Source organism: Nonomuraea sp. JJY05, assembly GCF_043496855.1.
GTDB lineage: Bacteria > Actinomycetota > Actinomycetes > Streptosporangiales > Streptosporangiaceae > Nonomuraea.
In genome coordinates this window covers 58,043-81,348 of sequence record NZ_JBIEIS010000027.1, presented here as the reverse complement: position 1 = coordinate 81,348, position 23,306 = coordinate 58,043, and the positions used below count along the sequence as shown (strand labels likewise).

At 68.8% G+C, this 23,306-nt stretch carries 26 protein-coding genes; 13 read left to right on the top strand and 13 right to left on the bottom strand.

Going from position 1 to position 23,306, the window contains the following annotated elements; translation table 11 throughout:
* The first annotated feature begins 3 nt into the window (after positions 1 to 3).
* The 6 genes from ACFKCF_RS36235 (at position 4) to ACFKCF_RS36210 (ending at position 5,010) form a co-directional block, all read left to right on the top strand.
* Positions 4 to 255 carry a hypothetical protein gene (locus ACFKCF_RS36235; RefSeq protein WP_394499807.1) on the top strand — a complete coding sequence of 84 codons (252 nt, stop codon included), beginning with the start codon at positions 4 to 6 and terminating at the stop codon, positions 253 to 255.
* 405 nt (positions 256 to 660) lie between these two features.
* On the top strand, positions 661 to 1,533 hold the full coding sequence (locus ACFKCF_RS36230; RefSeq protein WP_394499806.1) for a hypothetical protein: 873 nt from the start codon (positions 661 to 663) through the stop codon (positions 1,531 to 1,533).
* Positions 1,534 to 1,725: 192 nt separating this feature from the next.
* Positions 1,726 to 2,358, top strand: a complete 633-nt coding sequence (locus tag ACFKCF_RS36225; RefSeq protein ID WP_394499805.1) for an IPT/TIG domain-containing protein — start codon at positions 1,726 to 1,728, stop codon at positions 2,356 to 2,358.
* Between the two features lie 77 nt (positions 2,359 to 2,435).
* Entirely contained in the window at positions 2,436 to 2,915 is a 480-nt protein-coding gene (locus tag ACFKCF_RS36220; RefSeq protein WP_394499804.1) for a hypothetical protein, read from the top strand.
* A gap of 89 nt (positions 2,916 to 3,004) precedes the next feature.
* Positions 3,005 to 4,519, top strand: coding sequence for a 2'-5' RNA ligase family protein (locus ACFKCF_RS36215; RefSeq protein ID WP_394499803.1), 1,515 nt, complete (start codon positions 3,005 to 3,007; stop codon positions 4,517 to 4,519).
* 2 nt (positions 4,520 to 4,521) lie between these two features.
* On the top strand, positions 4,522 to 5,010 hold the full coding sequence (locus ACFKCF_RS36210; protein ID WP_394499802.1) for an XF1762 family protein: 489 nt from the start codon (positions 4,522 to 4,524) through the stop codon (positions 5,008 to 5,010).
* A gap of 131 nt (positions 5,011 to 5,141) precedes the next feature.
* Here ACFKCF_RS36210 and ACFKCF_RS36205 read toward each other — a convergent pair whose 3' ends face one another.
* The 3 genes from ACFKCF_RS36205 to ACFKCF_RS36195 all read right to left on the bottom strand — a co-directional run bounded on the left by ACFKCF_RS36205 (position 5,142) and on the right by ACFKCF_RS36195 (position 7,841).
* Positions 5,142 to 5,810, bottom strand: coding sequence for a hypothetical protein (locus ACFKCF_RS36205; protein ID WP_394499801.1), 669 nt, complete (start codon positions 5,808 to 5,810; stop codon positions 5,142 to 5,144).
* A gap of 193 nt (positions 5,811 to 6,003) precedes the next feature.
* A complete protein-coding gene (locus tag ACFKCF_RS36200) occupies positions 6,004 to 6,954 on the bottom strand; it encodes a phosphotransferase family protein (RefSeq protein ID WP_394499800.1) in 951 nt (316 codons plus the stop codon).
* Positions 6,955 to 7,262: 308 nt separating this feature from the next.
* Positions 7,263 to 7,841 (bottom strand): hypothetical protein, encoded by a 579-nt coding sequence (locus ACFKCF_RS36195; protein WP_394499799.1) that lies wholly within the window; start codon positions 7,839 to 7,841, stop codon positions 7,263 to 7,265.
* Positions 7,842 to 8,029: 188 nt separating this feature from the next.
* Here ACFKCF_RS36195 and ACFKCF_RS36190 point away from each other — a divergent pair, with 188 nt between their 5' ends.
* The 6 genes from ACFKCF_RS36190 to ACFKCF_RS36165 all read left to right on the top strand — a co-directional run bounded on the left by ACFKCF_RS36190 (position 8,030) and on the right by ACFKCF_RS36165 (position 12,484).
* Positions 8,030 to 9,364: a phage major capsid protein gene (locus tag ACFKCF_RS36190; RefSeq protein ID WP_394499798.1), complete on the top strand. Its 1,335-nt coding sequence runs from the start codon at positions 8,030 to 8,032 to the stop codon at positions 9,362 to 9,364.
* Entirely contained in the window at positions 9,361 to 9,912 is a 552-nt protein-coding gene (locus tag ACFKCF_RS36185; protein ID WP_394499797.1) for a hypothetical protein, read from the top strand. The genes ACFKCF_RS36190 and ACFKCF_RS36185 overlap by 4 nt, the downstream gene beginning before the upstream one ends.
* Positions 9,913 to 10,024: 112 nt before the next feature.
* Positions 10,025 to 10,732 (top strand): helix-turn-helix domain-containing protein, encoded by a 708-nt coding sequence (locus tag ACFKCF_RS36180; RefSeq protein WP_394499796.1) that lies wholly within the window; start codon positions 10,025 to 10,027, stop codon positions 10,730 to 10,732.
* Positions 10,733 to 10,802: 70 nt separating this feature from the next.
* Positions 10,803 to 11,285, top strand: a complete 483-nt coding sequence (locus tag ACFKCF_RS36175) for a hypothetical protein (RefSeq protein WP_394499795.1) — start codon at positions 10,803 to 10,805, stop codon at positions 11,283 to 11,285.
* A 273-nt stretch (positions 11,286 to 11,558) separates the two neighbouring features.
* Positions 11,559 to 12,152: a hypothetical protein gene (locus ACFKCF_RS36170; RefSeq protein WP_394499794.1), complete on the top strand. Its 594-nt coding sequence runs from the start codon at positions 11,559 to 11,561 to the stop codon at positions 12,150 to 12,152.
* Positions 12,143 to 12,484: a hypothetical protein gene (locus ACFKCF_RS36165; RefSeq protein WP_394499793.1), complete on the top strand. Its 342-nt coding sequence runs from the start codon at positions 12,143 to 12,145 to the stop codon at positions 12,482 to 12,484. Before ACFKCF_RS36170 ends, ACFKCF_RS36165 begins: the two co-directional genes overlap by 10 nt.
* Positions 12,485 to 12,540: 56 nt before the next feature.
* Here the strand turns inward: ACFKCF_RS36165 and ACFKCF_RS36160 are convergent, their stop codons facing one another.
* The 5 genes from ACFKCF_RS36160 to ACFKCF_RS36140 form a co-directional block, all read right to left on the bottom strand.
* Positions 12,541 to 13,383, bottom strand: a complete 843-nt coding sequence (locus ACFKCF_RS36160; protein WP_394499792.1) for a hypothetical protein — start codon at positions 13,381 to 13,383, stop codon at positions 12,541 to 12,543.
* Positions 13,380 to 14,168 (bottom strand): ParA family protein, encoded by a 789-nt coding sequence (locus tag ACFKCF_RS36155; protein ID WP_394499791.1) that lies wholly within the window; start codon positions 14,166 to 14,168, stop codon positions 13,380 to 13,382. Before ACFKCF_RS36155 ends, ACFKCF_RS36160 begins: the two co-directional genes overlap by 4 nt.
* 177 nt (positions 14,169 to 14,345) lie before the next feature.
* Positions 14,346 to 14,768: a hypothetical protein gene (locus tag ACFKCF_RS36150; RefSeq protein ID WP_394499790.1), complete on the bottom strand. Its 423-nt coding sequence runs from the start codon at positions 14,766 to 14,768 to the stop codon at positions 14,346 to 14,348.
* Between the two features lie 13 nt (positions 14,769 to 14,781).
* The gene (locus ACFKCF_RS36145) at positions 14,782 to 15,042 is read right to left on the bottom strand and encodes a hypothetical protein (protein ID WP_394499789.1); all 261 of its coding nucleotides are present in this window, start codon (positions 15,040 to 15,042) and stop codon (positions 14,782 to 14,784) included.
* A 59-nt stretch (positions 15,043 to 15,101) separates the two neighbouring features.
* Positions 15,102 to 15,662 (bottom strand): hypothetical protein, encoded by a 561-nt coding sequence (locus ACFKCF_RS36140; RefSeq protein WP_394499788.1) that lies wholly within the window; start codon positions 15,660 to 15,662, stop codon positions 15,102 to 15,104.
* Between the two features lie 72 nt (positions 15,663 to 15,734).
* On the opposite strand from ACFKCF_RS36140, the gene ACFKCF_RS36135 reads away from it, so the two are divergent.
* A complete protein-coding gene (locus ACFKCF_RS36135) occupies positions 15,735 to 16,481 on the top strand; it encodes a hypothetical protein (RefSeq protein WP_394499787.1) in 747 nt (248 codons plus the stop codon).
* 167 nt (positions 16,482 to 16,648) lie between these two features.
* On the opposite strand, the gene ACFKCF_RS36130 is transcribed toward ACFKCF_RS36135, so the two are convergent.
* From ACFKCF_RS36130 to ACFKCF_RS36110, 5 genes are all read right to left on the bottom strand, one after another.
* Positions 16,649 to 17,890: a hypothetical protein gene (locus ACFKCF_RS36130; protein ID WP_394499786.1), complete on the bottom strand. Its 1,242-nt coding sequence runs from the start codon at positions 17,888 to 17,890 to the stop codon at positions 16,649 to 16,651.
* 437 nt (positions 17,891 to 18,327) lie between these two features.
* Complete coding sequence (locus ACFKCF_RS36125) at positions 18,328 to 19,392, bottom strand: hypothetical protein (RefSeq protein ID WP_394499785.1); 1,065 nt, start codon at positions 19,390 to 19,392, stop codon at positions 18,328 to 18,330.
* Between the two features lie 149 nt (positions 19,393 to 19,541).
* The gene (locus ACFKCF_RS36120; RefSeq protein WP_394499784.1) at positions 19,542 to 21,701 is read right to left on the bottom strand and encodes a hypothetical protein; all 2,160 of its coding nucleotides are present in this window, start codon (positions 21,699 to 21,701) and stop codon (positions 19,542 to 19,544) included.
* A gap of 50 nt (positions 21,702 to 21,751) precedes the next feature.
* Complete coding sequence (locus ACFKCF_RS36115) at positions 21,752 to 22,999, bottom strand: hypothetical protein (RefSeq protein WP_394499783.1); 1,248 nt, start codon at positions 22,997 to 22,999, stop codon at positions 21,752 to 21,754.
* On the bottom strand, positions 22,996 to 23,262 hold the full coding sequence (locus ACFKCF_RS36110; protein ID WP_394499782.1) for a hypothetical protein: 267 nt from the start codon (positions 23,260 to 23,262) through the stop codon (positions 22,996 to 22,998). The genes ACFKCF_RS36115 and ACFKCF_RS36110 overlap by 4 nt, the downstream gene beginning before the upstream one ends.
* Positions 23,263 to 23,306: the final 44 nt, after the last annotated feature.

Here is a 23,306-nt window from a genome sequence, read left to right as displayed (position 1 = left end):
CAGGTGGAAAAGGTGTACGGGTACGTCGATGGCGTCGCCTACGCGGTGACGGTAGGCGAACCGCGTCCGGAGGCGGCCGACACGGTCGGCGTCGTGTCCGGCTCCCCTCGGGCGGTGTCGCTGCTGCGCGTCCGCGACGGCGACCTGGTCGACGTGCCGCACGGGCCCATGATCCGGCTCGACGTCAACAACCCGACCTCGGTGCTGGCTGCATTGTCTGCATGGACCGAGGTAGTAGACGTGACAGAGGACTGAAGCAGACCTGCAACCGTCGGTGCTTAACGTTGAAGCCGAGCAGTCCGGTAGCCGTTGCCTGATGCCTGGAGATCCAAAATGTGGGGTTCAGACTGTCGCACATCGAGGCTTCCTAATTCAGCCAAAATGGGACAGCCATAAGGTTTGCCAGGTCAGCGCGTGTTTCTGTGTGACAGGGCACTGCTGAAGGTCTCGATCATGGGCGTAGTAGTCGAATCGTTAGAGATCATTTTGTTTTTCTCAGAATCGCTTGCGATCTAGAGTGCTTGAGTTGATCGTGAGAGAGTCGCGTTCACTCCATCGATCGAGGTCCCTGTGCGCCTGAAGAAGAATTCGGCCAGGCTTCCCCCGCGGCGCCCGAAGAGGCGCGAGAGTACGTGGGCACGCTTGCTGCGGAAGCCTTTGGTGTGGCTCGCGGGCATATTGGCTGCTGCCATCACGGCGGCAGTAACAACGGTGGTCTCTGACACCGCCAAGAAGATTGTTGGCAGCGAAGAGCCCACGACTCGTGCGAGCGCCAGCATAGCAGTTGGTGCTACAGCATCTCCGCAGGTGTCTACATCGGAGGCTCCTATATCGATCAAGCCTGTGACTGTGGAACGGAAAGAGGCTGGAGATTACTCTTGGGTCTTCCCTGATCGAACTGATTTCTCCAAAACGGATGTAGGTTCGATCACCAAAAAGCTCTTCAGCGACCAAGCGGACGCGCTTATGCCCAAGATTGGCGGAGTGATTCCACGCGGCCTTGCATTGAAGCTGGTCGTTGAAGGACGTAGCGAGTCGCCGGTGCGAATACTTGATATGCAGGTGGAAAAGACGTGCGTGCCGGTCCATGGTACAGCCTTCGTCGCCTTCGAGCAGGGCGGTGAGGGCAACATCGGTATAGGCTTCGACCTGGACCAGTCCAAGCCCTTAGCGCAAATGTATCATAAGGACGCAGAGAGGGAGTGGCAGGGTGCTTATTTCGAGAAGAATAGCGTTAGCCTGAAGAAGAGTGAGCAGGTCGTTTTCCAAGTCTTTGTAATGGCGCACAAGAATTACTGCAACTTCAGATTGGCCCTTGTGATCCTGCATGGAGACAAGATCGTTCGGAAAATTATAGACAATAATGGGAGTTGGTATAAAATATCGGGTCTGGGTGGCGATAAGCCGGAGAACTTTGGGTCATTTAAGGCGCTCGACCGGGTGTATGTTGCCGACGTCAGATATGGTCCAAGGTTCTTTGAAGTTAATCCAAGGACCTTCAAACTTAGCGATGATCCGCGAACCAGCAAGTAATTGATCTGCTGTGTCCGGCGTCTACCGTGGCGAGCAAGTGCCGATTTCCCCGCTCTCCGCATCCGGGATCATTGTTGGCCGAACTGGGTACGGCATCGAGGCGGACCAGAGAGAGGTTTGCTCGTCGGTCCGGACACTTAGAGGAGCTTGCCGAGATGACTTAAGCCTCCGGGCGGTGCATCCTCCCGCCTCATGGATTCGGGGATCTGGTGGCGTGTCGGTTTCATGATCGGCGTCATGCTCGGCGCGGCGCTCCTGCTGCTGTACCTGACGCTGTGGGCGCCGCGCGTGGTCGTCCTGGTGCCGGCCGACCCGCCTGCCATCCCCACACCACGACTGGGGGTAGAGATGACCTTGTACGCCAAGAGCGGCAGCACCTACACGCAGCTCACCAAGACGGCGGCCACCGCGAAGACGGCCGCCTACGCGGAGGTGGACCCGCTCATCAAGATCAGTGAGGACCTGTACGAGGGGTCCCGGCCGGACGGCACGAGCTTCCCGGAAGGCCGCATGTCGCTGCGGTTCCCAGCCGGTGCGGTTGTCCGCGCGTCGGTGTTCAACCGGTGTTTCCCCACGGCGGCGATCGAGTCCGTGTTTCCGGTGACGGGCGCGGCGGCGGGCGGCACCCAGGTCACCGTCAAGGGCAGCAGTTTCACGCCCGGTGCGGCGGTGGCGTTCGGCGGCACGGCCGCCACCAACGTGGTCGTCGTGGACGACACCACCATCACGTGCCGGACGCCAGCGAAGGCGGCTGGCGCGGTGGCCGTGCAGGTCACCACGGACGCCGGTCCGGTATCGAAGGCGAACGGCTTCACCTACGCCTGATCCGACACCCGTACTCGGGGAAGGGGGCGGTGCGTTGCGCTCTCGTCCCTTCCCCGAGTCTGTGTTCCACTCGGACTATGCAGGCCGTCTACTCCTCGCTCATCGCAGTCCTCGGCACGCTTATCGGCTCCGGAATGACCTTCTTCTTCCAGGGCCGCACTCTGGTACGGAACGAGAATTTCGCGCGCAACGAGCGAATCCGGCAAGAGCGGATGACTGTGTACAGCGCCTTCGCCGGGGCTGTCTTAGAACTGAGGACGCGGCAGGCCGACCAGTGGGCGGCCCGCCTGGAGTCCTCCTCCAATCCGTCCGCCTACGCTGAGGCGAAAACGGCGCAGGCTTCCAGTCGCGTGGCGGCATATCAAGCCCTCTATCGAGTTCGACTGGTCACCGATGACGAAACGATACTCACACTCGCGAATCAGGCAATGGATCTTGTCTTGTACATGCACATGGTCGAGACCTTTGACGAGTTGGTAACTCGGTCGGGAGACGTCAGGGGAACAGTGGAGCGGTTCATCGACGCCACAACTACCGGAGGACACCTGCCAGCCTGACGCAGTTCCAGGTGTGCCCTAAACGACGTTAGCGCCGGTTTCAGGCACTCTGCCCCGGTTCATACGCCGGGAGGGGGCCCAAGGTGCAGGTGCAGCTCGAACAGAAGTCGGTGGCGGTCTCGCCGATCGCCGCCGCAGCAGATGACCCCGTGGGGACAATCCGCTGCCTCGTCGCGATCACGGGGATCGAGGACAACGTCGGCGACATCATCATGCCCGGCGCGTTCTCCCGCACGATCGCCCTGCGCAAGCCGAAGGGCATCCACTCCCACGACACCAAGGCGTGGGTGTCCCGCGCAGAGGAGTACGAGGAGTGGCTCCCCGGCGACCCGCGGCTGCCGAAGGAGACGAAGGACGGCAAACCGTGGCCTGCGGGGGCGGGCGCGATGTTCGTACGCGCGTTCTACAACCTGAACACCAAGCGCGGCTGCCAGGCGTACGAAGAGGCCAAGTTCTACTCCGAGACGAATGAGCAGGAGTGGAGCATCGGCTACTCGGTGCCGCCCGGCGGCGCCCGCAAGGACACCAAGACCGGCATCAGACGCATCTACGACCTGGACTGGTTCGAGTACTCGCAGGTCCTGTTCGGCGCCGCCTCGCACACGATGACGCTCAGCGTGAAGTCCGGCCTGCCCGACACCGAGCGGAAGGCCGACCCGGGCGCCGATGACGGGTGGGGCGACCTGCTCGACGGCTACGACGAACCCGCCGCCGACGAGGGCGAGGAGCCGCGCAGCGTGGACGAGCTGCGGTCAATGGTGTCGCTCACCATCCCCGCCGACGTCGCCCAGCAGGTGGCCGTCGATGGCGGGCTACCGGCGGCCGAGCTGCACGTGACGCTCGCCTACCTCGGTGAGGGCCTGGACGATGCGGCGCTGGCCGAGGCGGCGCTGATCGTGGAGAAGGTGGCCGCCGAGGCGGGCCCGCTGTCGGGCATCATCGGCGGCGTCGGCGTCTTCCCCGAGGGCGACGACGGCATCCCGGCGTGGGTGCCGGTGGACGTGCCCGGCCTGACCGAGCTTCGGCAGAAGGTCGTGGCCGCGTTGGACGAGGCCGGGATCTGGTACGCGGGCGATCACGGGTTCACCCCGCACATGACGCTCACCTACCTCCAGCCCGGCAACCCCATGCCTGCCCCAGTGGAGGTCACGCCGGTCACCTTCGGCACGCTGACGCTCGCGGTCGAGGACGATCACGAGGACTTCCCCCTCGCAGGCCCAGCCGAGCCCGCACAGCCCGCGGCCGCGCCGGAGCTTGCCGAGCCGGTGGAGGACCTGGAGACGCCGGAGGACGATGACGGCCTGGCCCTCAAACACCACTCCCCCGGCCTGGAGGTGAAAGCCGGGCGCGTCCTGTCCGACCGCAACCTGCGACGGATGCAGCAGGCCGTAGACATGCTCAAGGAGATCATGCGAGAGGCCGGCGTCGACGTCCCCGACGAGCACGACCCGACCCGCCGCCAGCCGCCCGAGCTGCCGCCCGAGCCGATGGTTCACCCCGACTCGACCGCCCCCTCGGCGCTGCCAGAAGAGGTGAAGACGCTCACCGCCGAGCAGCTGCACGCCGGTCAGGCGATCCTCGAGTTCCTGGCGGCTGCGGGGTGAACGTGCTTCGGCTGGTGCCGGTCACGTTCGCGCAGGCGTGCGCGTTCGTGGACGGCGAGCACCGGCACTTACGGGCCCCGCGCGGGCACAAGTTCTCCATCGGCGCTGTGGTTGATGAGCTCGATCCGCAGACCGGCACGCTGGCCGAGGGCGAAAGCCTCGTCGGGGTCGCGATCGTCGGTCGTCCGGTGGCCCGCTTGTTCGACAACGGCCGGACGCTGGAAGTGACCCGGTGCGCGACGGATGGCACCCGCAACGCCTGTTCGGCCCTGTACTCGGCGTCCTGGCGGGCCGCGCGACCGATGGGCTTCACACGGATGATCACCTACACGCGGGCCGATGAGAACGGGGCGTCGCTGAAGGCGGCGGGCTGGGAGGCTGTCGCGGCGCGGCGGCCGCGCGGCCCGTGGAACTGCCCATCGAGGCCGCGCGGCGATGAGGACGCGGAGCGGATCGGGCGCACCCTGTGGCAGGCGCCCGGTTCGGCTTAGTGACGGAGGCCTCCGCCGGACAGTCGGCGAGGGCCTCCGGGGGTTGGTCAGGCCGGACGTGCCGACGTGAGCTCAGTCGCGGTCACGGAGGAGCCAGCTCTCGGCCGTTTCGCCTTGGAGTTTGTAGAGGGCTAGCCCCATGGCGCGCAGATGACGTAGATCGTTCCGGACGCGCTCCCGCTGCTCCCGACCATGATCTCCCAGCCGTCCGGCCGCATGTCTGTCCCGAAGACGGGGAGGCTCTGGTAGACCGTCCCATTCCCGTTGTTGACCTTGTAGCCACCACCTGTGGCAATCATGCCGGGGTCACACATCACTCCCCCCGTCGAACCGCTGAAGAAGCCGGTCTTGACCTCGGCGCCCCGAATGCCGCCCGGGTCTCCCTTGGGCCCCTGCGGTCCCTGCGGTCCCTGCGGTCCCTGCGGTCCCTGCGGTCCCTGCGGTCCCTGCGTGCCTTGCTCGCCCTGCGGTCCCTGCGGGCCGGTGTCTCCGGTGTCGCCCTTGGGCCCGGCAGGACCGGTGTCGCCCTGGGGACCCTGCTCTCCTTGGGGGCCGCGCTGCCCTTCAGGGCCTTCCGGTCCTGCGGGTCCTTCGGCGGCCCATGCGACGTGGGCCTCGGTGGGAAGACACGAGCCTGCCGAGTCGACGATGCGGACGAGACGGGTCACCTTGCTGACACAGGCATGGACTTCCGGTGAGGCCGACGAGGCGGTGGCCACTCCACCGACCGACAGCAGGGCCACTGCCAGCACGCCCGATGACGTAAGGGCGGTCACGCGTCTACCAATCCTGATGTTCACAAATGGCTCCTTTCATGACGGAAGTTGCTTGTAGTGCATGCCTGCACTCCCGTTGGGGCGGCAGGCAGGTCGTATCTTTGATCGAGTGCGTCCGGCGCGGGCGGCAGGCGCGGTCACGACGGACCACCCCCGGCGGCTTAGAGGGTGTTTTCGAACCTCCGATGGGGTCGGGCTGCAGCCGGACCGCCAGGGCTCAGCCCAGCGCGTCCATCAGGGCGATGACATAGGCGTCCAGCCGCTCCTCCACGGATCGCGTCGTCAACTCTGCCCTTCCTGCCTCCCTCCATGGCTGCGACACCACCTGCACCTCTTCTGAAGCCGCCAGCGCGTCCCGCACCTGCCAGTACAGCCGCTCGCTCGTGGCCGCGGCCAGCACCCCGCCGGCTTCCTCATACGCCTCAGCGAACCGCAGACCCCACGCCGGTCCGTGCAGCAGCGCGAGATTGGTGGAGCAGTGCGCGACATCGAGGTCTGCCGGGCCCCAGGAGGTCGCGGCCCAGTCGACGACGCCGGTGATCCGGGCACCTGCCGGGCTTGGGGGCGACATGGCGAACAGCACGTTGCCGGGCTGGAAGTCCCGGTGCAGGAATCGCCCTTCATAGGGCGGCGCGGGCTTGCGGATCACGTCGATCGCCGCGGCCCATACCGCAGCGTCGGCGCCCTTCGGAACCACGACGGTGTCGGCGGTCGTCAGCGTCACATACTTCCGGGGCCGCTCGGCGGGCCGCAGCGCATGGATCGCCGCGAGTTGACGGGCCAGCAGAGGGACGCGTGTCTCCAATCCCTCATCGTCGAGGACCGTTCGGCCCGCCAGATGTGTCATGAGGAGCGAGGGATACTCGCAATGCGCGGCGGTCGGATCAACCGCGACCAGTCCAGGAACCGGCACGTCGGTCCCCGTGAGCAGGGTCAGGGCGCCGGCCTCCCTGTTCAGCCAGTCCTCGGCGTACTCCATGTTGACTAAGGTCCGCAGCACCAGGTCACGGGTGCCTCCGTGCCGCGTGCCGATGGTCAGCCTCCGCATCTCGGCATTGATGCCGCCGTGCAGCGCCTCGGTTTCGACTATCCGTTCGCCGACCTCCAGATGCCGGCTCACCCAAGCCAATGTCAACGGTCGGACAGCCGCCTCGTCGTGGTTGATCATCGTGCCATCTCACCATCCCGACGGCTGCACACGCCAAGGCTTTCTCGATCAGTGCGTGAGCGCCGCTCGATGAGGTGCCAGCTCGCCGTCAGGTGCGGTAGCGGCGGGCGGCGGTGTCGGGGCTGACATCCAGAACGGCCGCGTCCCACAGGTCGGGCAACACCGCCCGTCCGTCACCGGCACACCAGCACACTGACCCAACCCTCAGCATGAACACCAGCGCTCTGAGGCCACGACTGCACTCGCCCCCGATCTCACCCATCCCGGAGGCAGCGGGTTCCCAAGATCAAAAGTTCAGCAACACCCTCTTAGTTGCCCTCGTAGTCGGCGATGGCGTCGAGGACGGGCTTGATCACGGCGGCATTGCCGTACTTGGCGGTGGGGATCTTCCAGCGGGTCACGCCTTTCGGCGTCGACCACTCCAGGGTGCCGCCCGTCTTGGGAAGGTCGAATGAGTAGTAGAGCACTTCCGGGCTGCCCGGCTGGATGGTGATCCAGGGGCCGTCTGTACGGCCTACCCACGGGCTACTGGTCGCGTTGCCGGAGGTGGTGGTGTAGGCGCGGCCGCCGATCCGGATGCGCCAGTCGCTGCCCTCTGGGGGGCCCGGGATGCGCTCGGGCTTGGACAGGGCCGTCACCTTGACCGCGATGGCGACGAACCACTTCTCTCGCGGCTGGGCGAACTTCGCCTGGCTGGGCTGGTGGTAGTAGACGCCGACCGGAGCGATGCGGAGCGGGCGCCCCTTCTCCCCCGCGATGCGGATCGACTGGCCGAACTTCAACACCTTCGGCGCCGCCGCGGCGTTGGCCGGCGCCGGGACGGTGGTGAGGGCGGCCGTGGCGAGTAACCCGGCGACGGGCAGTGCGGCGAGACGGTGCAGGCGCACAAGGACCTCCAAGGGTTTCGGATCGTTCCACTCCCCCGAGCTTGATCACCTTAGCGGCGGCGGCGGCGCGACGTTAGCGGCGTTTCGTCCTACCTTGCGGCCTCGATCAGGGGGTGTCCCGGTGCTGACCGGGCGCGGATCACGCAAAACCGCACACCGAGTGTCAGCCAAACCGGGGGGTAAGGCAGATGACTACTGCCGTCGCAGAGAACGCGCGCATCCGGGAGCTCAAGGGGCTCCTGTCTGAAGAGGCAGCGAAGATCGAGCGCATCCAGAACGGCATGAAGGACGAGACGGGCCGTGGCCACTTCGTCATGTCCAAGGAGATGCACTCCGACTACCTCAAGTCGGTGGAGCGCGCCGAGGAGATCAAGGCGTTCATTGTCACCGAGCAGAAGGCCGCGGGCATCCTGTCCTATCTGGCCGAGCCGGAGAGCACGCCTGTGGCGGGCCGGATGGCGGCCGACCGCCAGCGCGGTCTGGAGCGTAAGAGCCTGTCGCAGGCGTTCTTCGAGTCTGAGGCGTACCAGGAGATGAAGTCGCGCGACTTCCGCGAGCCTCGCGGCGTCGTCACCATCGACCAGGGCCTCTACAGCTTCGAGGAGCAGAAGGACCTGTTCACCCTCAGCGGTGGCACCCACACGATGCCGGCGTTCGGCCACGAGGAGTCGGTGGGCATCTCGGAGCGGCAGCGCCGCCCCAACCGCGTCCGCGATCTGTTCCCGGCGGCGCGCACCACGGCCAACATCATCTCCGGTGTCCGGCAGACCGGGTTCGTCAACAACGCGGGCATGGTGCCGGAGCGGCGTGCCGCTGACGGCGTCTCCCCGCCCACGGGCGGCCCGACCGACACGTGGGGTCGGCTGCAGCGCTCCGAGATCTCGTTCGAGCCGTACACGCGGCCGATCAGCGAAATCGGACACTACGAGACAATCCACAAAAATACGCTGGCTGACGAGTCGCAGCTTCGCGGCATCCTGGAGCGGGACCTGATCGACGGGGTCAAGCTCAAGGAAGACGAGCAGATCTTGTTCGGCAACGGCGTCGGGGAGAACCTGCTCGGCATCACGCAGACGCCGGGCCTCCAGCTCTACACGGGTCTCCCCTCGGACAAGAAGACCGCCCAGGTCCGCCGCGCCCTCACTCGTGCCATCCTCAGCTACTACGACCCTTCGGGCGTCGTGATGCACCCGCTCGATTTCGAGGACATCGAGCTGGAGGAGGACAAGCAGGGCGGCTTCCGCGTGGCCGTCAGCGTCGCGATCGGCGCGGAGAAGAGGGTGTGGCGGCTTGCCGTGATCGACACCCCGGCCATGGTGCAGGGCCGATACCTGCTCGGCGCGTGGGGGTACGGCGCGAAGCTGTTCGACCGCGAGTCCGTGACGGTGCAAGCCTCGACGGAACACGGCCAGAATTTCATCGAGGGAACGGTAACGATCAAGGCCACTGAGCGGATTGGCCTCGCATGCGACCGTCCCGAGAGCTTTGTGTACGGCACGTTCACGCCGTACGTGGCCGCGTGAGCGAGCAGGTAGAGCAGCCGTCCGCCCCCGCCACGGGGGCGGACGCTGCCATCCCCAAGCACCCAGCCAACTGCCGCTGCATCAAGCCCAAGCCCGCCACGGCGACGGACACGCAGGAGTCGGACCTGGACGTGCACGCTGTCGCCGAGGACGGCGAGACCCCGCCCGAGGAGACGGCCAGCGAGGAGGCCCCACCGGCCGCCGAGGAGCTGGGCGAGCCCAGCGCGGAGGAGCCTGCACCGGCTCCGGTCGAGTTGCCGTCCGTGCGGGCGATCAGCATCGACATCTACGAGAAGGGGCCCGCGCCGCCGCCGGAGGAACGGAAGGGCCCGCACACGATCAACGTCCCGTCCAAGGTCGTCATCGAGGACCAGCCGGTGTACCTGCCCGCTGACTCGCGAATCACCGTCACGGCCGGGACCGAGGAGGCGACGGCAGTCACCTTGACCTTGTTCGCCCGCCGGGTCCGCATCGGGTTCGAGGACGAACTCGACGGGCCGGTCGGCGTCCCGGCGGGCCAGTCCGCGCCAGTCGCCGACGACGCCTGACGCAGGCTCACCGATCTCCCCATCGTGGACGGCCACGGCGGGGGGATCGGCATCCCGGCGCAGGCCGCGGCCCGAAAGACGTTAACGAAGGATCTTGCTACGGTCCCCGGCCATGACGACGACCCTCCCGCCCGAAGTCCGGGCCCGCGCCGCCGCGCTCTACCAGGCAGGCGCATCCATTCGCGAGATCGCGACCACCCTCAACCTCAGCTACGGCCGCGCCCGCGAGGAACTGATCGCCGCCGGCGTACAGCTCCGGCCGCGTGGCCGTCCCAGCACCCGCCCCGCCGACGCCGTGCCGAAGGCTGTGCCCAGGACGGGGAAGCGGGCCCGCCGCCCGTTCAACGTGGCGAAGGCGGCCACCCTGTACCAGGCCGGGCACACGCTGAAGGAGGTGGCCGCCAAGACCGGGTACTCGCGGTCCCGCGTGCATGTGCTCCTGGTGGAGGCGGGCGTGAAGATGCGCACCGTCAAGCACCCGCGCGCATCGCGGATCACCCCGGCGAAGCGGCGGGCCATCGTGCAGGCGTGGCGGGCGGGCCGGTCGCACGTGCAGATCATCGCGCAGGCCCGTACCAGTTCGGCCACCATCAACCGGGTTGTCAGCGAGGCCGGTCTCGACCCGCGCCGTCCGACCCGCAAGTACGACCACGGGCTGATCAAGAAGCTCCGCGACGACGAGGGTTGGACGCTCGCACGGATCGCCGCTGACCAGGGCACGACCCCGCAATACGTGTGGACCATCCTCAACGGCTCGCACCTCAAGTCGTACGTCAAGCGAGGCCGCCGCGGCGGCCGCCCCGCGCAGGTGGCGAGCTGATGCGACGCAAGGCGCGGATTGTGCTTGAGTCTGCCGCGACGTCGAGCAGGACAGGTCAGGGAGGGCAGCGGTGACGACGAGCACCAGCCGCAGCAAGACACGCAGCAGCAGCGCGGAGGCGACGGACACCGCCCCGGCCGACGCCGAGCAGGGCCATGCGGACGAGCATGTGAAGGCGGGCCCGGCGGCAGAGCCGACGCAGGCTGCGCCGATCGACCCACCCGCCAAGCTTGCCGAGCCCGCCCCGGACCCTGGGCCGGCGCCGCAGATCCGGATGCTGGCTACGCCGGGCGCGGAGTTCGTGGACCTGCTGTGGGGTGACCACGCTCCCGGCCAGCCGATGGAGAAGGCGAAGCCGGACGAGCTGTTCCACGACCCGGGGGCGCAGTTCTCGTACGTGACCGTGGCCCGTCCGCTGGTGCGCCTGTTCCACATGCCCGGCGCGGCCGGCACCCTCGGCGAGCAGCTTTTCAAGGGTGCGGGTGTGCCGATCGACCGTGGCCACGCGGTGAAGATCCGGGAGGACCTGGCGGCCGTGCGCGCCGCCGAATAGAGACTCGCGCGGGCCTGGCCGGACGGCGACGAGCAGCACAGGGTTGGTGTCTCTGGGGGGTGGCACCAACCTCGCGCTCGCGTCGAACACGGCCGGGCCCGCGCGGAAGCACGCTCCTGGGCCGGTCCCAGCGCGAGCCGAACCCGAGACCTCTCCTGTGTTCGACGGTGGGGACCCCGGACGCGATCGGCTCATCGGGGGCGCGGGGCTGGTTGACCGGCCCGGGAGCGGAGACGTTGGCAGCCTGGCGCGCATGGATCACGGGGGAACGGCATGGATGTGGTCACGCCCGAGAAGGTCGCGGTGCGCGCCGGGCTGCCGACTCCGCTGGACGCGGACGTGCGGGCGGCCATTGAGGAAGCGATCCAGGACGCGTTCGATGAGGCGGCCACCTATCTGGGCCGCTCCCCCGTCCCGGAGACGTTCACGCAGCGGGGGGTTGTCCCGGATGGGCGCGGCGGCTGGCTGCTCGACCACGAGCCGGTGATCGAGGTCCTGTCGGCCACGCCGGAGACGCACCCGGTGACCGGCGTGACGACAGACGCGTTCACGATCGTCTACCGGGCCGGGCTCGACCTGGAGTCGGACCGCCGGTACGGCCGCGTGCTGCGCCGGTTCGTCACCTGGTCGGCATCGGCCAGCCCGATCGTCCGCAGGATCGCCCAGGACAAGGGCATCCGGCTCATCACGTCCGTGAACGTCGAGGGCCAGGGCGTCACCTACGAGTCGGGCCAGGCCGCGGCAGGGTCGGGGGTTGCGGGGGCTCCCCCGACCCTGGCAGACCTGGACGAGTGGGTGGGCCACACCGTGTACCAGCGGCCGGGCCGCGCGCCGCACCCGATCGAGACGGGCGCCGCATGGCTGTGATCGGCGCCAACCGGATGCTCGGCCTGCGCCGCCGCACGGCGGGTGTTGATGCGCATGGGACTGCTGTGGCTGGTGTGCTTGGTGAGGTTGGCGAGTGGAAGCCGGGCCGGATCGTGACACGCCCAGAGGTGGACGGGGACGGGGAGTCGGGACCGGGCTTGTGGGTGCTCGCGGTGGATGCGTCGTGGTGGCCGTTCGCGGCGGCCGATCAGGTGGTCGAGCAGGGCGCAAGCCGAGCGTGGACAGTCATGAAGGCGAAGCCGCTACGCAGCGACTTTGACCCGGCGGTGGACTACGTCAGGGTCGAGGCTTCCCTGGCCGTGCAAGCGTGAGTTCTCATGCGTGGGGCCGTGTAACACGGTGTGTTACACGGCCCCGTTCGCGGTTTTCAGTGGCCAGCAGCCTCGCGCAGCTTCGCTGCGGCCACCTCCAGCGCGGCGGCGATCTCCTCCACGTCCTCGGGCTTCTTGGCTGATGCCGCGACCCGTTCCAGCGCCTCCACGCTGAAGAACCGCTCCAGCGCCTTGCGGACCTTTGGCAACGTCACCGCTGTCGATGCCGCCTCCGCCTTCTCGGGCTTGTCGGCCGGCGCCAGCTCGATAGCGAGCTCGTCACGCGCGGCCTTCAACCCGGCCGGGCTGGTGTCCCCGGCTGCGGACGCCTTTTCCCAGATCGCTTGAATCGCGTTGGCGTCCTTCCCGCGTCCCAGGACATCCTTCTGCCGGAACGACAGCTCCAGCACCTCCGGGAGTGCCAGGTACACGGCCACGCCGCGCATGAGCCGGTAGACGTGCATCCTGGAGATTTCGAGGTGGTTCTCGACGTACTCCTCCAGGCTCTGGTAGCCGAGGCTTTCGTACAGGCGCCTAGCGCGGATCTCCAGGAAGGCCTGCCCGGCCGTCAGCGCCAGGTATCGGTCTGCCCGCTGGCTGGCCGACTCGTGCGCCGCGTGAGCGTCCCGCACGATCCGCTCGTAGTGGGCTCGCTGCTCCTCTTCGTTCAGCCCTTCGGGAGCGGCCTGGAACTGCGGCCCTGTGGGGGGCTCGAACAGCGCTGTCGGACGTTCAACGATGACGCCGGTCTTCGCTTCGGTTTCAGTAGGGAGAGGTGCTGGCTCAGGCTCGGCAGATTCCTCCGCGTCGGGGGCGTGCAGCGCGGTGGTGGCGGTAGGGCCGACACCGCGGTCAAGGGGAATGTCTTCCTCTACCGCGGGCAGGGGGCGGCGGCTCATGCCGCGGTCGCCTTCAGGTAGGAGTCCACGCGCGCCACGAAGATGTCCCGCACTTCCTTGCCTGCGTTCTGCGGAGGTTCGGCCCGCTCCCCCGCGTCTTCCACGGCCGCGCGCAACGGCAGGGCGGGCTGCCACACGAGGTCGCCGAACCTGTTGATGAGTGCGTCGGTGCGCTCCTCGTGGGTCACGACGTTCGTGCGCTTCATGTTGACGACGACACCGATCAACCGGCAGCGCAGCCCCAGCCCGGCGCGCTGTTTCTCGTTCTCGATGAACGCCTTCAGCCGGTAGATGCCACGGACCGCGTCGTAGGTAGGCGTCGTGACGCCGACCACGCTGTCACTGGCTACAAGCGCGAGGTGCAGAAGATGGCCGATGGTCGGGGGCGTGTCGATCAGGATGTCGTCGTACTCGCCGATGAGCGGCGTCAGGCAGGCCGCGAGGCGCTGCCAGGACAGCGGCACCCCGGCTTCACTGATGCGCTCCTCCAGCTCGATACGGGAAGGGACGAGGGTGATGTTGGCGGCCCAGTCCTGTTCCCACTGGCACGGCAGGAGCGAGGCGCGGAGGGTGCGCTCGGACTGGTCTCGGATGGCCTCGGCGATGGTGGGCCGCTCGGCGAGCTCGTGCTCTTGGTAGCCCATGCGCCGGGACAGGTTCCCTTGGGGGTCGAGATCAACGGCGAGGACGCGCCGACCGCGTATGGCCAGCTCGGCGGCGGTTCCCTCCACCTCGTCGGTCTTGCCGACGCCACCCTTGTGATTGGCGAAGGTGGTGACAGCCATGGCGTGTAGCCTCTCTTCGGTTAGGTGTTCCACGCCCGCCCCTTGGCCGTCGAACCGAAGGGGCGGGCGACCGAAACGCTATCTGTCCAAGAGGCTCCTGGTAATGCCGACACCCCAAATCGGGCACGAAAACACGCCCCGATGCACGAATTTCTGCCGTCCCGATCTGGGACAGCCCTATCCGGGATGGCAGTAGATGGACGCCGTGGCGATGTAGCGGCTGCGGCCGTCCGCCTCGGCTACGGGCCCGCCGCCCACCGCCGACCGCACTTCGGTGACGACGACCTGGCCCTCCTCGTGCGGCAGCCCCGTCAGGGTGGTCAGCTCTTCCAGGGCGACGTACAGGATGCGACGCAACCGGAACTCCCCCACCGGCGCCTCGACCGAATCGAGGGCCTCCAGCTTCAACCGGACGACCATCTCGCCAGTCTGAAGGTTCTCGCTACCACCCGGCGTCGGCCGTACCCGCAGACGCGGGTACGGCGGGACATGCTGCGCGCCGACCCGGCCCGTGCCGCCCAGCTCGGCCGCCAGGCGGGCGCTGCCGGTCAAGACGTCAATGGCGGGCGGGGTTGGGTCGGCGTCAGCGATCGAGTGCATGCGAGGCTCCGACCTACTCGGCCTTGCCGGACTCGGCCTTGAGCGCGGGCTTGGACGGGCTGCTCTTGACCGGCGGCATCGCATCGGCCCACGCGGCACGGTTGTTGGTGTCGGCGCCGAGCACGAGCCCGTTGCCGGCCAGCCGCCAGGCATCCCGCTTCAGCAGGGTGAGCCTCTCCCCCGCATTGTGGACTCGCGCCTCCAGACACAGCTCCTCGGCGTCAACGGTGCGCAGCGGGTGGGCAAGCGTCAGGGTGTGGTACTGCTCGGACATCGGTTCCCCCGAGATCGGTGAGACGGTCAGTTCGCGGCACATGGTGCCCGGCGGGCGCGTTAACGTCGCCTGGCCCGATGCTTCGCCGCGGCGGCGCGGGCGGCCTCGGCCAGCCAGCCGCCCCCGTGCTCGGCGTGCTCGGACTCGGCGACCCGCTCGAACTCCACGCTGACGGTGGCGGTGATGGCTTTGCCGTTCGGCCGGGCCGGGGTCGAGCGCACGCCGGCGGCGACCGCGCCCGGCAGGTTGGCCGCCTGGCAGCGGCATTCCACGGTCTGGTGGTAAGGGAGACGCGGGTCGCGCGGCCGGTCGGCCACGTCCCACACCCCTTCGAGCAGCTTCCAGCCGCCGCCCGCGTTGATGGCCTTGCCGTTGCGTCCGCGCCCCTTGCGTTCGTACTCCATCGCGGGGAGCCGGAAGTCCACGTTGCCGGGGATGGTCTGGCCGTGCGCCTTCCGGTGGGAGGGGCGGACCTGCACGTCGGCGTCGGTGACCCACGTCTTTGCGGCGGGGGCGTTGTCGCGGGCGCCCTGGGCGACGTCGTCGGCCACCTGGTCGACGCGGCGGGCCACCATGGCGGCCACCTTCTTGGAGAGGCCGCGGTTGATACGGGTTGCCATGGGTGGGCACGGTAGCCGGGCCGGGCGCTTGGGTCGCGCGACGTTAACGCCCGGATCCGGGATGGTGTGCGCGTGAACGACTCCCCTGCCCGGCTGGCTCTCGACGTGGCTGCCGCCACACGCTTGTACCTCGATGACAAGCTGACCGTCCGCCAGGTCGGGCAACGGCTCGGCTTCTCCCACACCGCCGTCCATGACGCGCTTGTGAATGCTGGCGTGCAGCTGCGCCCGCGAGGCTCCCGCGTGAAGCGCATCCCCGCGAAGGCGCGGGCGGCGATCGTGGCCGGGTATGTGGCGGGGGAGCGGGTGACCGTCCTGCGCGCCCGGCACAAGGTGGCGGCTCAGTCGATCCGCAACATCGTGGCGGAGGCTGGGGTGCCGCTGCGGGCGGGCGGGTGCCCGCCGGGTGGGCGGCGCCGGTTCGATCGGGGCCGGGCGGCCGCGCTGGCGGCGCAGGGCTGGCCGGCGGCGGCGATCGCCATCATGACGGGGTTCTCGGAGGGGCACGTACGGCGGGAGCTGCGTGCTCTCGGGTACGGCCGCAAGCAGATCCCTGCGGGGGAGGAGTTGGCGATGGCGTACGACCGGGCCAGCTCGATCCGTCGCCTGGCGGCCGAGCTCGGCTGTTCGGCCGGGAGGGTGAAGACGGCGCTGGAGCGCGACGGCATCAAGCGGCTCCCGAAGGTGGCGGAGCTGAAGGCCATGGTGCGCATGTTGGGCGGCCGAGCTACGGCCGCGAAGCTGGGGTGCAGCGTCCGAAGGCTGCGGGCCGCGCTGGAGGCCGCGGGCGTGGCGGTTCGGACAGTGCCGGCAGCCTGACCCTGGGCATGAGGAAGGGCGGCACCCTCGCGGGTTGCCGCCCCTTCCTGCTGGTGGTGTTACTCGGCGATGAGTCTCATTAGGGGCGTACCCGGCTGGTGCGGATCACCGTGATTCTCGCCGACGCCATACGGTGAAGATCGACTGGGTGTAGGCCTTCCAAGAGGTCACAGTTTCAGGAGGAAGTCCTCGAAGCCCTGCTTGGTGACCAGCAGCGTCGGCGGCGTGCGCTGCAACTCGCCCGTGTGTGTCGGGTCACTGCTTGGGCGGAACCGCGAGCGCAGCGTGACCTCAAGTGCCGCCAGGCCCTGCACGTCCGTGAGCGCGGACGCAGTCACGGTGTTGCCGATCACTGGGGTGAACGTGGTGATGGTTATCGTGGCGTCTTTTAGAGGCGACCCATCGGCGGCGTTCCGGACGCTCACCATGTAGGTCTGCGTTACCTCTTCCTCCGGCTGCGGTTCGATCCTCACCAGCAACTGCGGCCTCGCCTCAGGCTCAGGCTCAGGCTCGGGTGCGGGATCAGGAGGGCTGGCCGGCGTGGCGGTTAGCTCACCTAAAACGGCGTCGACCACCAGCCCACTGCGCACAACGGCGATCCGCCGGACGCTGATCGTGGCAGCGGGCGAAAACAGCGGCAGACCGGATGGCGTCAGTGGGACGCTCATGCGCACCGACGCCGCCAGGTCGCTGATCGTCGAGTTGATCCGTGTGGTCAGCGGGCCCGACAGCGTGTCGGAGAAAGCCGGCGCGAGGGCAGCGAGCGCGCCCGTCGACAGCGGTGTGATGAAATCGGGCGAGAGCGACAGGTTGCTCGCCGTAACGTTGACGAACGTGGTCGGCGTTGCGGCATCGCCTGAGGGCGTGAGCGTTAGATCGACCGTCCCGCTGAAGTCAGTCTTGCGGGGCAAGATCAGCGTGGTGTACCAGATCTTGCCGGAGAACCTCGCGCGTATGGCGCCGGCTGTCGGCGACGAGCCTAACTTCAGCCTCTGTATGGTCAGTTTGAACGGGATGAACATTCCTGAGGTCGCGGCACCGACTATGGCCGCCACATGGCCGGGGAGGTTGATGGTGATTGGAGGGGGGATCGGAATACGAATGCGCTCGAATGGGATGCCCACGCGGCCAGTGCCAACTTGGAGCAGGGCCGGGCTGGGCGGCCACGCGGTGATCGGGCCCGAGCGGAAGAAGTCGCCCGGCCCGGTCGGGTCGGTGACATGGAGGAGGCCCAGCGTGCCCGGCGGGTCCGGCGCTGATGGGTACGACAACGTCAGCGACTTGGGCGTCGTGGTGGCGACTAGCGTCGTGATCGGCGGCATATTGGTCAGCACGCCAGAGAACGCCGGAAAGCCCGCGGTGTAGAGATCGCCCCGATCAAAGACTATGAGTTGGATGGTGTACGCCATTACCCCTCCAGTGGTTGCGGACGGCTGGCACATTTCTCGAGCAGGTTGTTCGCGATGCGCTTCCGAGAGTGGACGTCACCCGTCTCGGTGTCGGCTCGCCCGCCGCTGATGGTGCGCCCGCGCAGGGCCTGGTGCAAGGGGCGAGCGTGGCCAATTGCGGCCACCCCGAGTGCACCTCCAGACGTTGAGCTGCGGCCCGCTTGCTGATCAGCAGCTCAGGGTGTTTTGGCCTGGTGGTGAGGAGGTTCTGGGTGGCGATGTTGAGCGCCTTGCGGCGGACGGTCAGCATGTCGGGGAGCGAGCCGAGAGGGGCGGATCTGGCGCCGGGTCGGCGGGCTCGACGGCCGGGGCGGAGGTGCGCTTGTGGGGGATCAGGTTGAGCATGGCGGGTTCCTTCCTGGGCGGTCCCAGTACCGTTCGCGCAGTACCGGGAGGGGTCATTCGTTGACGGCGGCGTTGGTACCGGCGTCGGCCGATTCGGTACCAGCGGCGGGGGAGTCGGCCTCGGTACCGGCGGGGTCGGTACCGGGGAGCGGGTTGGCTGCGGTACCGGCGTCGGCCGGTACCGGTTTGCCGGAGTCGGGCCCGGGACCGCTGGTACTGGGCTGGGCGGCGGTACCGGCAGGACCGGCCGCGTTGGCGGTCTCGATGTAGGCGCGGATCCGCAGGGCGCGGCCGCTGCCCAGGCCGCAGTCCATGAGGTCCTGCTTGGTCGGCGTCCGGCCGGGGTTGTCGGCCATGAACTGCTCGGCGAAGTCGAGGTCCTTCGCGGTGAGCAGCGTCGTCTTGCCGGGGTCGGGCTGCTGCTCCTGCTGGGACCTGGGAGCCGGGGCGGGCCGAGGGGGACGGGGGCGCGGCGGTACAAGGGTGCTCCCGGGCGCGGTACCGGCTCCAGAAGCGGTACCGGCCCCTAGCGGTGCCGGTACCGCGCCGGTACCGGGCTTGGGCCGGGCGTCGGGCCTGCCGGTACCGGCCTTGGCCTCGGCGCGGCGGGCCTGCTGCTCGGCGATCCGCTCGGCGCGGGTCCGGTCCCGGTCCGCGGCCTCGGCGCGGTCCTGGTTCTGCAGGGCCCGCAGGTGCGCGATGGCGGCCAGTACCACGGGCGGTACCGCACCGATCAGTACCGCCAGGACCACACCGTGGAACGACTCGGCGTGGTACCGGAGCATCGTCAGGGCGTGCGAGATGGAGTTCAACGCTACGCTGCCGCCGATCGCCCACCAGGCGCCGGCGCGGGCGTGATCGCGGGTGGCCTGGGTGATCCACCAGCGTCGCATCAGCCAGGCCCGTGCCGTGGCGATGGCGTAGAAGTCGACGGCCACGGGCAGCGCCCACGCCATGCGGATCTTCCAGCCGTTCGGAAGCTCCCACACGGTGGACCATCCGGCCAGCTCGGCAAGGTGGGTGAGCGTGTCAAACGACACCCACAGCACCACGGCGCCGATGCCGAGGAACAGCACGTCGCCGAGGATGTCGCGGTCAAACTCACGAGCCTTAGTCACTGTCAGTCACCTTCAACGGGGTTTGTGTGCGGGGCGGCTGTGGGGGTGTGGGAGTCGGGGAGAGTAGTGATAGGCAGGGCTGGAGGCGTGTGCGGGGGAGGGGGTGTGAGGGTCACACGACCCGCACGCGGCGACCTCGTTTTCGTAGGTCAGGGCTGGTGTGAGGCCCCCACGTGGGAGGGTGTGGGGGTGTGGGGGTCTCCCACGTGGGGGTTGTGGGGGTTCCCCGGCCCGTCTCCGCCCACTTGCCGGCCACTCTGGGTGGCGGCCGCGAAGTGGGCGCGGTCGTAGCCGCGGCGCCGCTGACCGTTCCGCTCGAACGCGTTCGGCAGCGTCGTCACCCCGTGCTCGGAGAGCGCGGCGGCCAGCTCGGTCTTGCTGGGGAAGCCGAGCGCGGCCGCCAGGTCCTCCGAATGGATGCGGTCGTCGCCCGCCGCCTCGAACACCGCCAGGGCGCGGCGGATCAGCTCCGGCGCATGGTCGTTGGCGGGCAGCGCACCGGGCGCGATCCGCACACCAACCGCCTGCGCCGGTACGGGCCGGTTCTCCAGCGCGGCGGCGATCTCGGACGGGTGCGGCCAGTCGGCCATGTTCCCGCCCAGGACGAGCGTGAAGTCCCGCTGTCCCGGGACGGCTGGCGCCGGCGCGGGCGTGTGGACCGCGGGCAGCATGTCCTCCTCCTGCGCCTCGTAGTCGTCGTCAATGTCGAGTTCGGTGAACGCGGCCCGCATCCGGTCGAACCGGGTGTCGAACGCCGACCCGATCGCCGAGCGGGCGGCCCGCTCGGCGGCCGGGTCGAACTCCGGCCGGATGCGGGAGATCGCGATGGCGGCGCGGGTGATCTGCAGGAACTCCATGAACGGGGCCTTGAAGGGGCGCGGCTTCTCCTGGTCGAACTGGATGAAGCCGCAGCCCGGCCCGTCCAGGTCCTCCAGGGACAGGCCCTTGCCCCACCCGAACAGGTAGGCGATCTCCTCGGCGTCCTGCACGTACATGCCGACCCGCAGGCTGGACTGCTTTTTGACGTTGACGGGGATGACGTCCTGCGTGGCGCGCAGGCCGGAGAAGTGCACTTCAACCGCCTCGTTGCGGCCGATCCGCTGGATCTCGGCCAGGTTCGACCGGAGCTCGGCGAAGCGCGGGTCCGCGGACTGGCCCATCGCCTCGGCCGACTCGTCCACGACGATCACGTACGCGGGCAGGTCGGCGCTGATCGGCAGGAGCTGGGAGTTGGCGGCCTTCTTGATGCGGCGGGTGGAGCGCTTGCGGTCCTTGGCGATCGCGAGCATCGCCCGCGACACCTGCAGCGCCTCGTCGATGTTGGAAGCCGCCCAACCGAGAGGGGACCGCTCGATCTCGCCCTCGATCCACGGGTCGAGCCATGGCTGCGACAGGCCACCGCCGTTGAGGTCGATGTGGATCACGATGGCGTCGCGGGACCGGCCGGCCTCGGAGGTGAGGACGTGTTGCAGCAGCGTCTTGCCGGAGCCGCGCTGACCGGTGATGAGCCCAGCCTTCTGCCGTAGGACGACCTGCACGGGGGAGCCGTCGCGGAACTCGCCGAAGAACTTCGGGTCCAGGAAGCTGGTCGCGCTGTAGTCCTCTGGGTAGGGGATGACCTCGGCGAGCCGGTTGACGATGCCAACGCGCATCCAGGCCGAGCCCCGGTCGGGGCCCTTGGTGACCTCGATGCCGCAGCCGTTGGGCAGCTTGGCGTTGGTGGCCATGGTGTCGGCGCCGCGTTCCAGGTCGGCGCGGGACCGGCCGGGGGTGACGAGCCGCGTGAGCAGGTCGTAGCCGGTGCGGCCGGGCCACCAGCGGACTTCCTCGATCTGGACGTTCATCTGGCAGCAGGCCAGGACGCGACGCTCCCAGTCCTGGGCAAGGCGTACGGAGGAGCGCAGCACGAGCGCGCCTCGGCCCGCTGCTACTGCCTGCCGCTGCTGCTCGCGGACGGCCAGCGGGGAGGCAACGACGGCGGCGAGCGCGCCGATGCCGAGGGCGGCGAAGCTCTCCATCTGCCAGAACTTGGTGAACAGGGTCCAGGTGAGCCAGGACCCTGCCGCGCACCAGCAGCCGAGCCGATACAGCAGGGCGGAAGGGGCGACGCCCCGGGCGGCGTCGGCGACGAAGCTGCCGCCCGCGCCGACCACGGTGGTGGCGGCCCCCCAGAACGGATTGACGTCGAAGACGTCGCCGAGGGCGGCCGTCGTCGCGAGGACGGCGGTCGCCTGGGTGGCTGCCGACAGGACACCCTGGAGCGCGGACGGCTGCCGGCCGTTGCTGGTGCGCTGTGGGGTGGTGGCCACGTGCTTCTCCTTCTTGGCTGGTGCGCGGGGGTAGAGCGGGCGGGACGGGGTCAGGCGTTGATGTCCCACTTGTGCTCGTTGACGCGGGGAGCGTCGTGCTTGGCGATGTCGTCGGCGTGGACGCCCTTGAAGGTGACGGCGAGCTGCCTGGTCGCGGGGATCACCGCGGCGAAGCCCTTGACGACCTCGGCGAACTCCTGAACCACGACCGCGTGGATCGGGTGCGCCGCCTGGAGTCGCTGCCCGAACCGGGTGAAGGCGAGGGCCAGGTTTTCGGGGACCTGGAACATGGAGTCGAGGTGCTCGGAGACGGTCATCATGCGCGGCACGTCGTACAGCGATGCGGCGTTGAGGATCTCGACGGACATGAGGACGAGGGGGTTTTCGCCGGTGGCGGCGTAGGTGACGTGGTCCATGCGGGGGCTCCTGATCCGATGGGTCGGGTTGGGGGTGGTGGGCTGGCTGGTCTGCTGCTGGGCGGTTGAGGCCTCACCGGGCTGCGCGCCGGCGACCGTCTGGTTGTCGGGCTGCTCGGTGGGGGAGGCGGTCTTGCCGAGGAGGCGGCGGGCCCGCGTGACCAGCCGCGCGAGCAGGGCGTGCAGGCCGATCCGGGTGGAGGAGTCCCACGCGTGGTAGCGGGCCGCCGTCCCGGACCAGTCGGGCCGGAACCGGAACTGCCAGCCGCCCGCGCGGCCGGTGCGGCGGTCCACCCAGGCGCGGACACGGCCAAACCGTTTCTGCCTGCCGCCGCCGTGGCGGGACGTCGTCGACGCGGAGCCGGGTCCGCCACCGGCGGGCGAACGGCGAAAACCGGGCCAATTGGACTTACCGCGTGGGAAGTTCCATCCGTCGCGGCTTTTGCCGCCTCGGCGTGACCGGCTGTTGCCTGCACCGCTGGGGTGCGCAGCCTGCGCCCCGCCGGACCGGCCGCCGCGACGAGTTCGGTGCGAACCGCCCGCGGTGGCCGAGTCTCCGCCTGCGCCGCCACGGCCGGGCCGTTTGCGGAAGAGGTTGCCGCGGCGGTGGGCCACGTACGCGGCACCCGCTCCGGCGACGGCCGCGCCACCGCCGACCAGGCCGCCGATTCCGGCGAGTTGGTAGAGGCCGGTGACGAGCAGCGTCGCTGTGGCCAGGCCGCCCACGAGCAGCGTCCGGCCCGGCGCCGCCATCGGCGCGGCCGCGCTGTAGTCGGTGATGGGCTCGGGCTCCTCGGCCGGGGGAGACGCGGGTACGTGCTCCTCCACCATGACCTCGTCGTCGGCGCTGCTCTCCGGGGGTTCGACCTTCACGTACGTCACGGCGTCACCGCCAGGAACGCGGCCATGGCGTTGGCGATGGCGGCGAGGTCGCCGTTCAGGAACGCGACGAACGCGCCGCCGGCCGCCGACGCGGCCAGGAGGGCGAACGCCTGGAGGGCGACGAGCTGGAACGCATGCCAATCGCGGGTCTGCCCGCTGCCGGAGCAGCCCCAGCAGCGGGCGATGAACGCCCCGCTGTAGTTCATGGAGCCGCCGCCCTGGCACATGGGGCACGGCTCGCGCGGCGGGATTAGAACGCTCATCTCCTCGCCCCTTCCGGTCATCTCTTGGCTATCTACACCTTACA

What these genes read in the sequence shown, in the direction of transcription:
- ACFKCF_RS36225 (WP_394499805.1), top strand. Translation starts at nt 1,726, where the DNA reads ATGGATTCGGGGATCTGGTGGCGTGTCGGTTTCATGATCGGCGTCATG.
- ACFKCF_RS36220 (WP_394499804.1), top strand. Translation starts at nt 2,436, where the DNA reads ATGCAGGCCGTCTACTCCTCGCTCATCGCAGTCCTCGGCACGCTTATC.
- ACFKCF_RS36200 (WP_394499800.1), bottom strand. Translation starts at nt 6,954, where the DNA reads ATGATCAACCACGACGAGGCGGCTGTCCGACCGTTGACATTGGCTTGG.
- ACFKCF_RS36190 (WP_394499798.1), top strand. Translation starts at nt 8,030, where the DNA reads ATGACTACTGCCGTCGCAGAGAACGCGCGCATCCGGGAGCTCAAGGGG.
- ACFKCF_RS36180 (WP_394499796.1), top strand. Translation starts at nt 10,025, where the DNA reads ATGACGACGACCCTCCCGCCCGAAGTCCGGGCCCGCGCCGCCGCGCTC.
- ACFKCF_RS36170 (WP_394499794.1), top strand. Translation starts at nt 11,559, where the DNA reads ATGGATGTGGTCACGCCCGAGAAGGTCGCGGTGCGCGCCGGGCTGCCG.
- ACFKCF_RS36165 (WP_394499793.1), top strand. Translation starts at nt 12,143, where the DNA reads ATGGCTGTGATCGGCGCCAACCGGATGCTCGGCCTGCGCCGCCGCACG.
- ACFKCF_RS36160 (WP_394499792.1), bottom strand. Translation starts at nt 13,383, where the DNA reads ATGAGCCGCCGCCCCCTGCCCGCGGTAGAGGAAGACATTCCCCTTGAC.
- ACFKCF_RS36155 (WP_394499791.1), bottom strand. Translation starts at nt 14,168, where the DNA reads ATGGCTGTCACCACCTTCGCCAATCACAAGGGTGGCGTCGGCAAGACC.
- ACFKCF_RS36150 (WP_394499790.1), bottom strand. Translation starts at nt 14,768, where the DNA reads ATGCACTCGATCGCTGACGCCGACCCAACCCCGCCCGCCATTGACGTC.
- ACFKCF_RS36145 (WP_394499789.1), bottom strand. Translation starts at nt 15,042, where the DNA reads ATGTCCGAGCAGTACCACACCCTGACGCTTGCCCACCCGCTGCGCACC.
- ACFKCF_RS36140 (WP_394499788.1), bottom strand. Translation starts at nt 15,662, where the DNA reads ATGGCAACCCGTATCAACCGCGGCCTCTCCAAGAAGGTGGCCGCCATG.
- ACFKCF_RS36130 (WP_394499786.1), bottom strand. Translation starts at nt 17,890, where the DNA reads ATGGCGTACACCATCCAACTCATAGTCTTTGATCGGGGCGATCTCTAC.
- ACFKCF_RS36110 (WP_394499782.1), bottom strand. Translation starts at nt 23,262, where the DNA reads ATGAGCGTTCTAATCCCGCCGCGCGAGCCGTGCCCCATGTGCCAGGGC.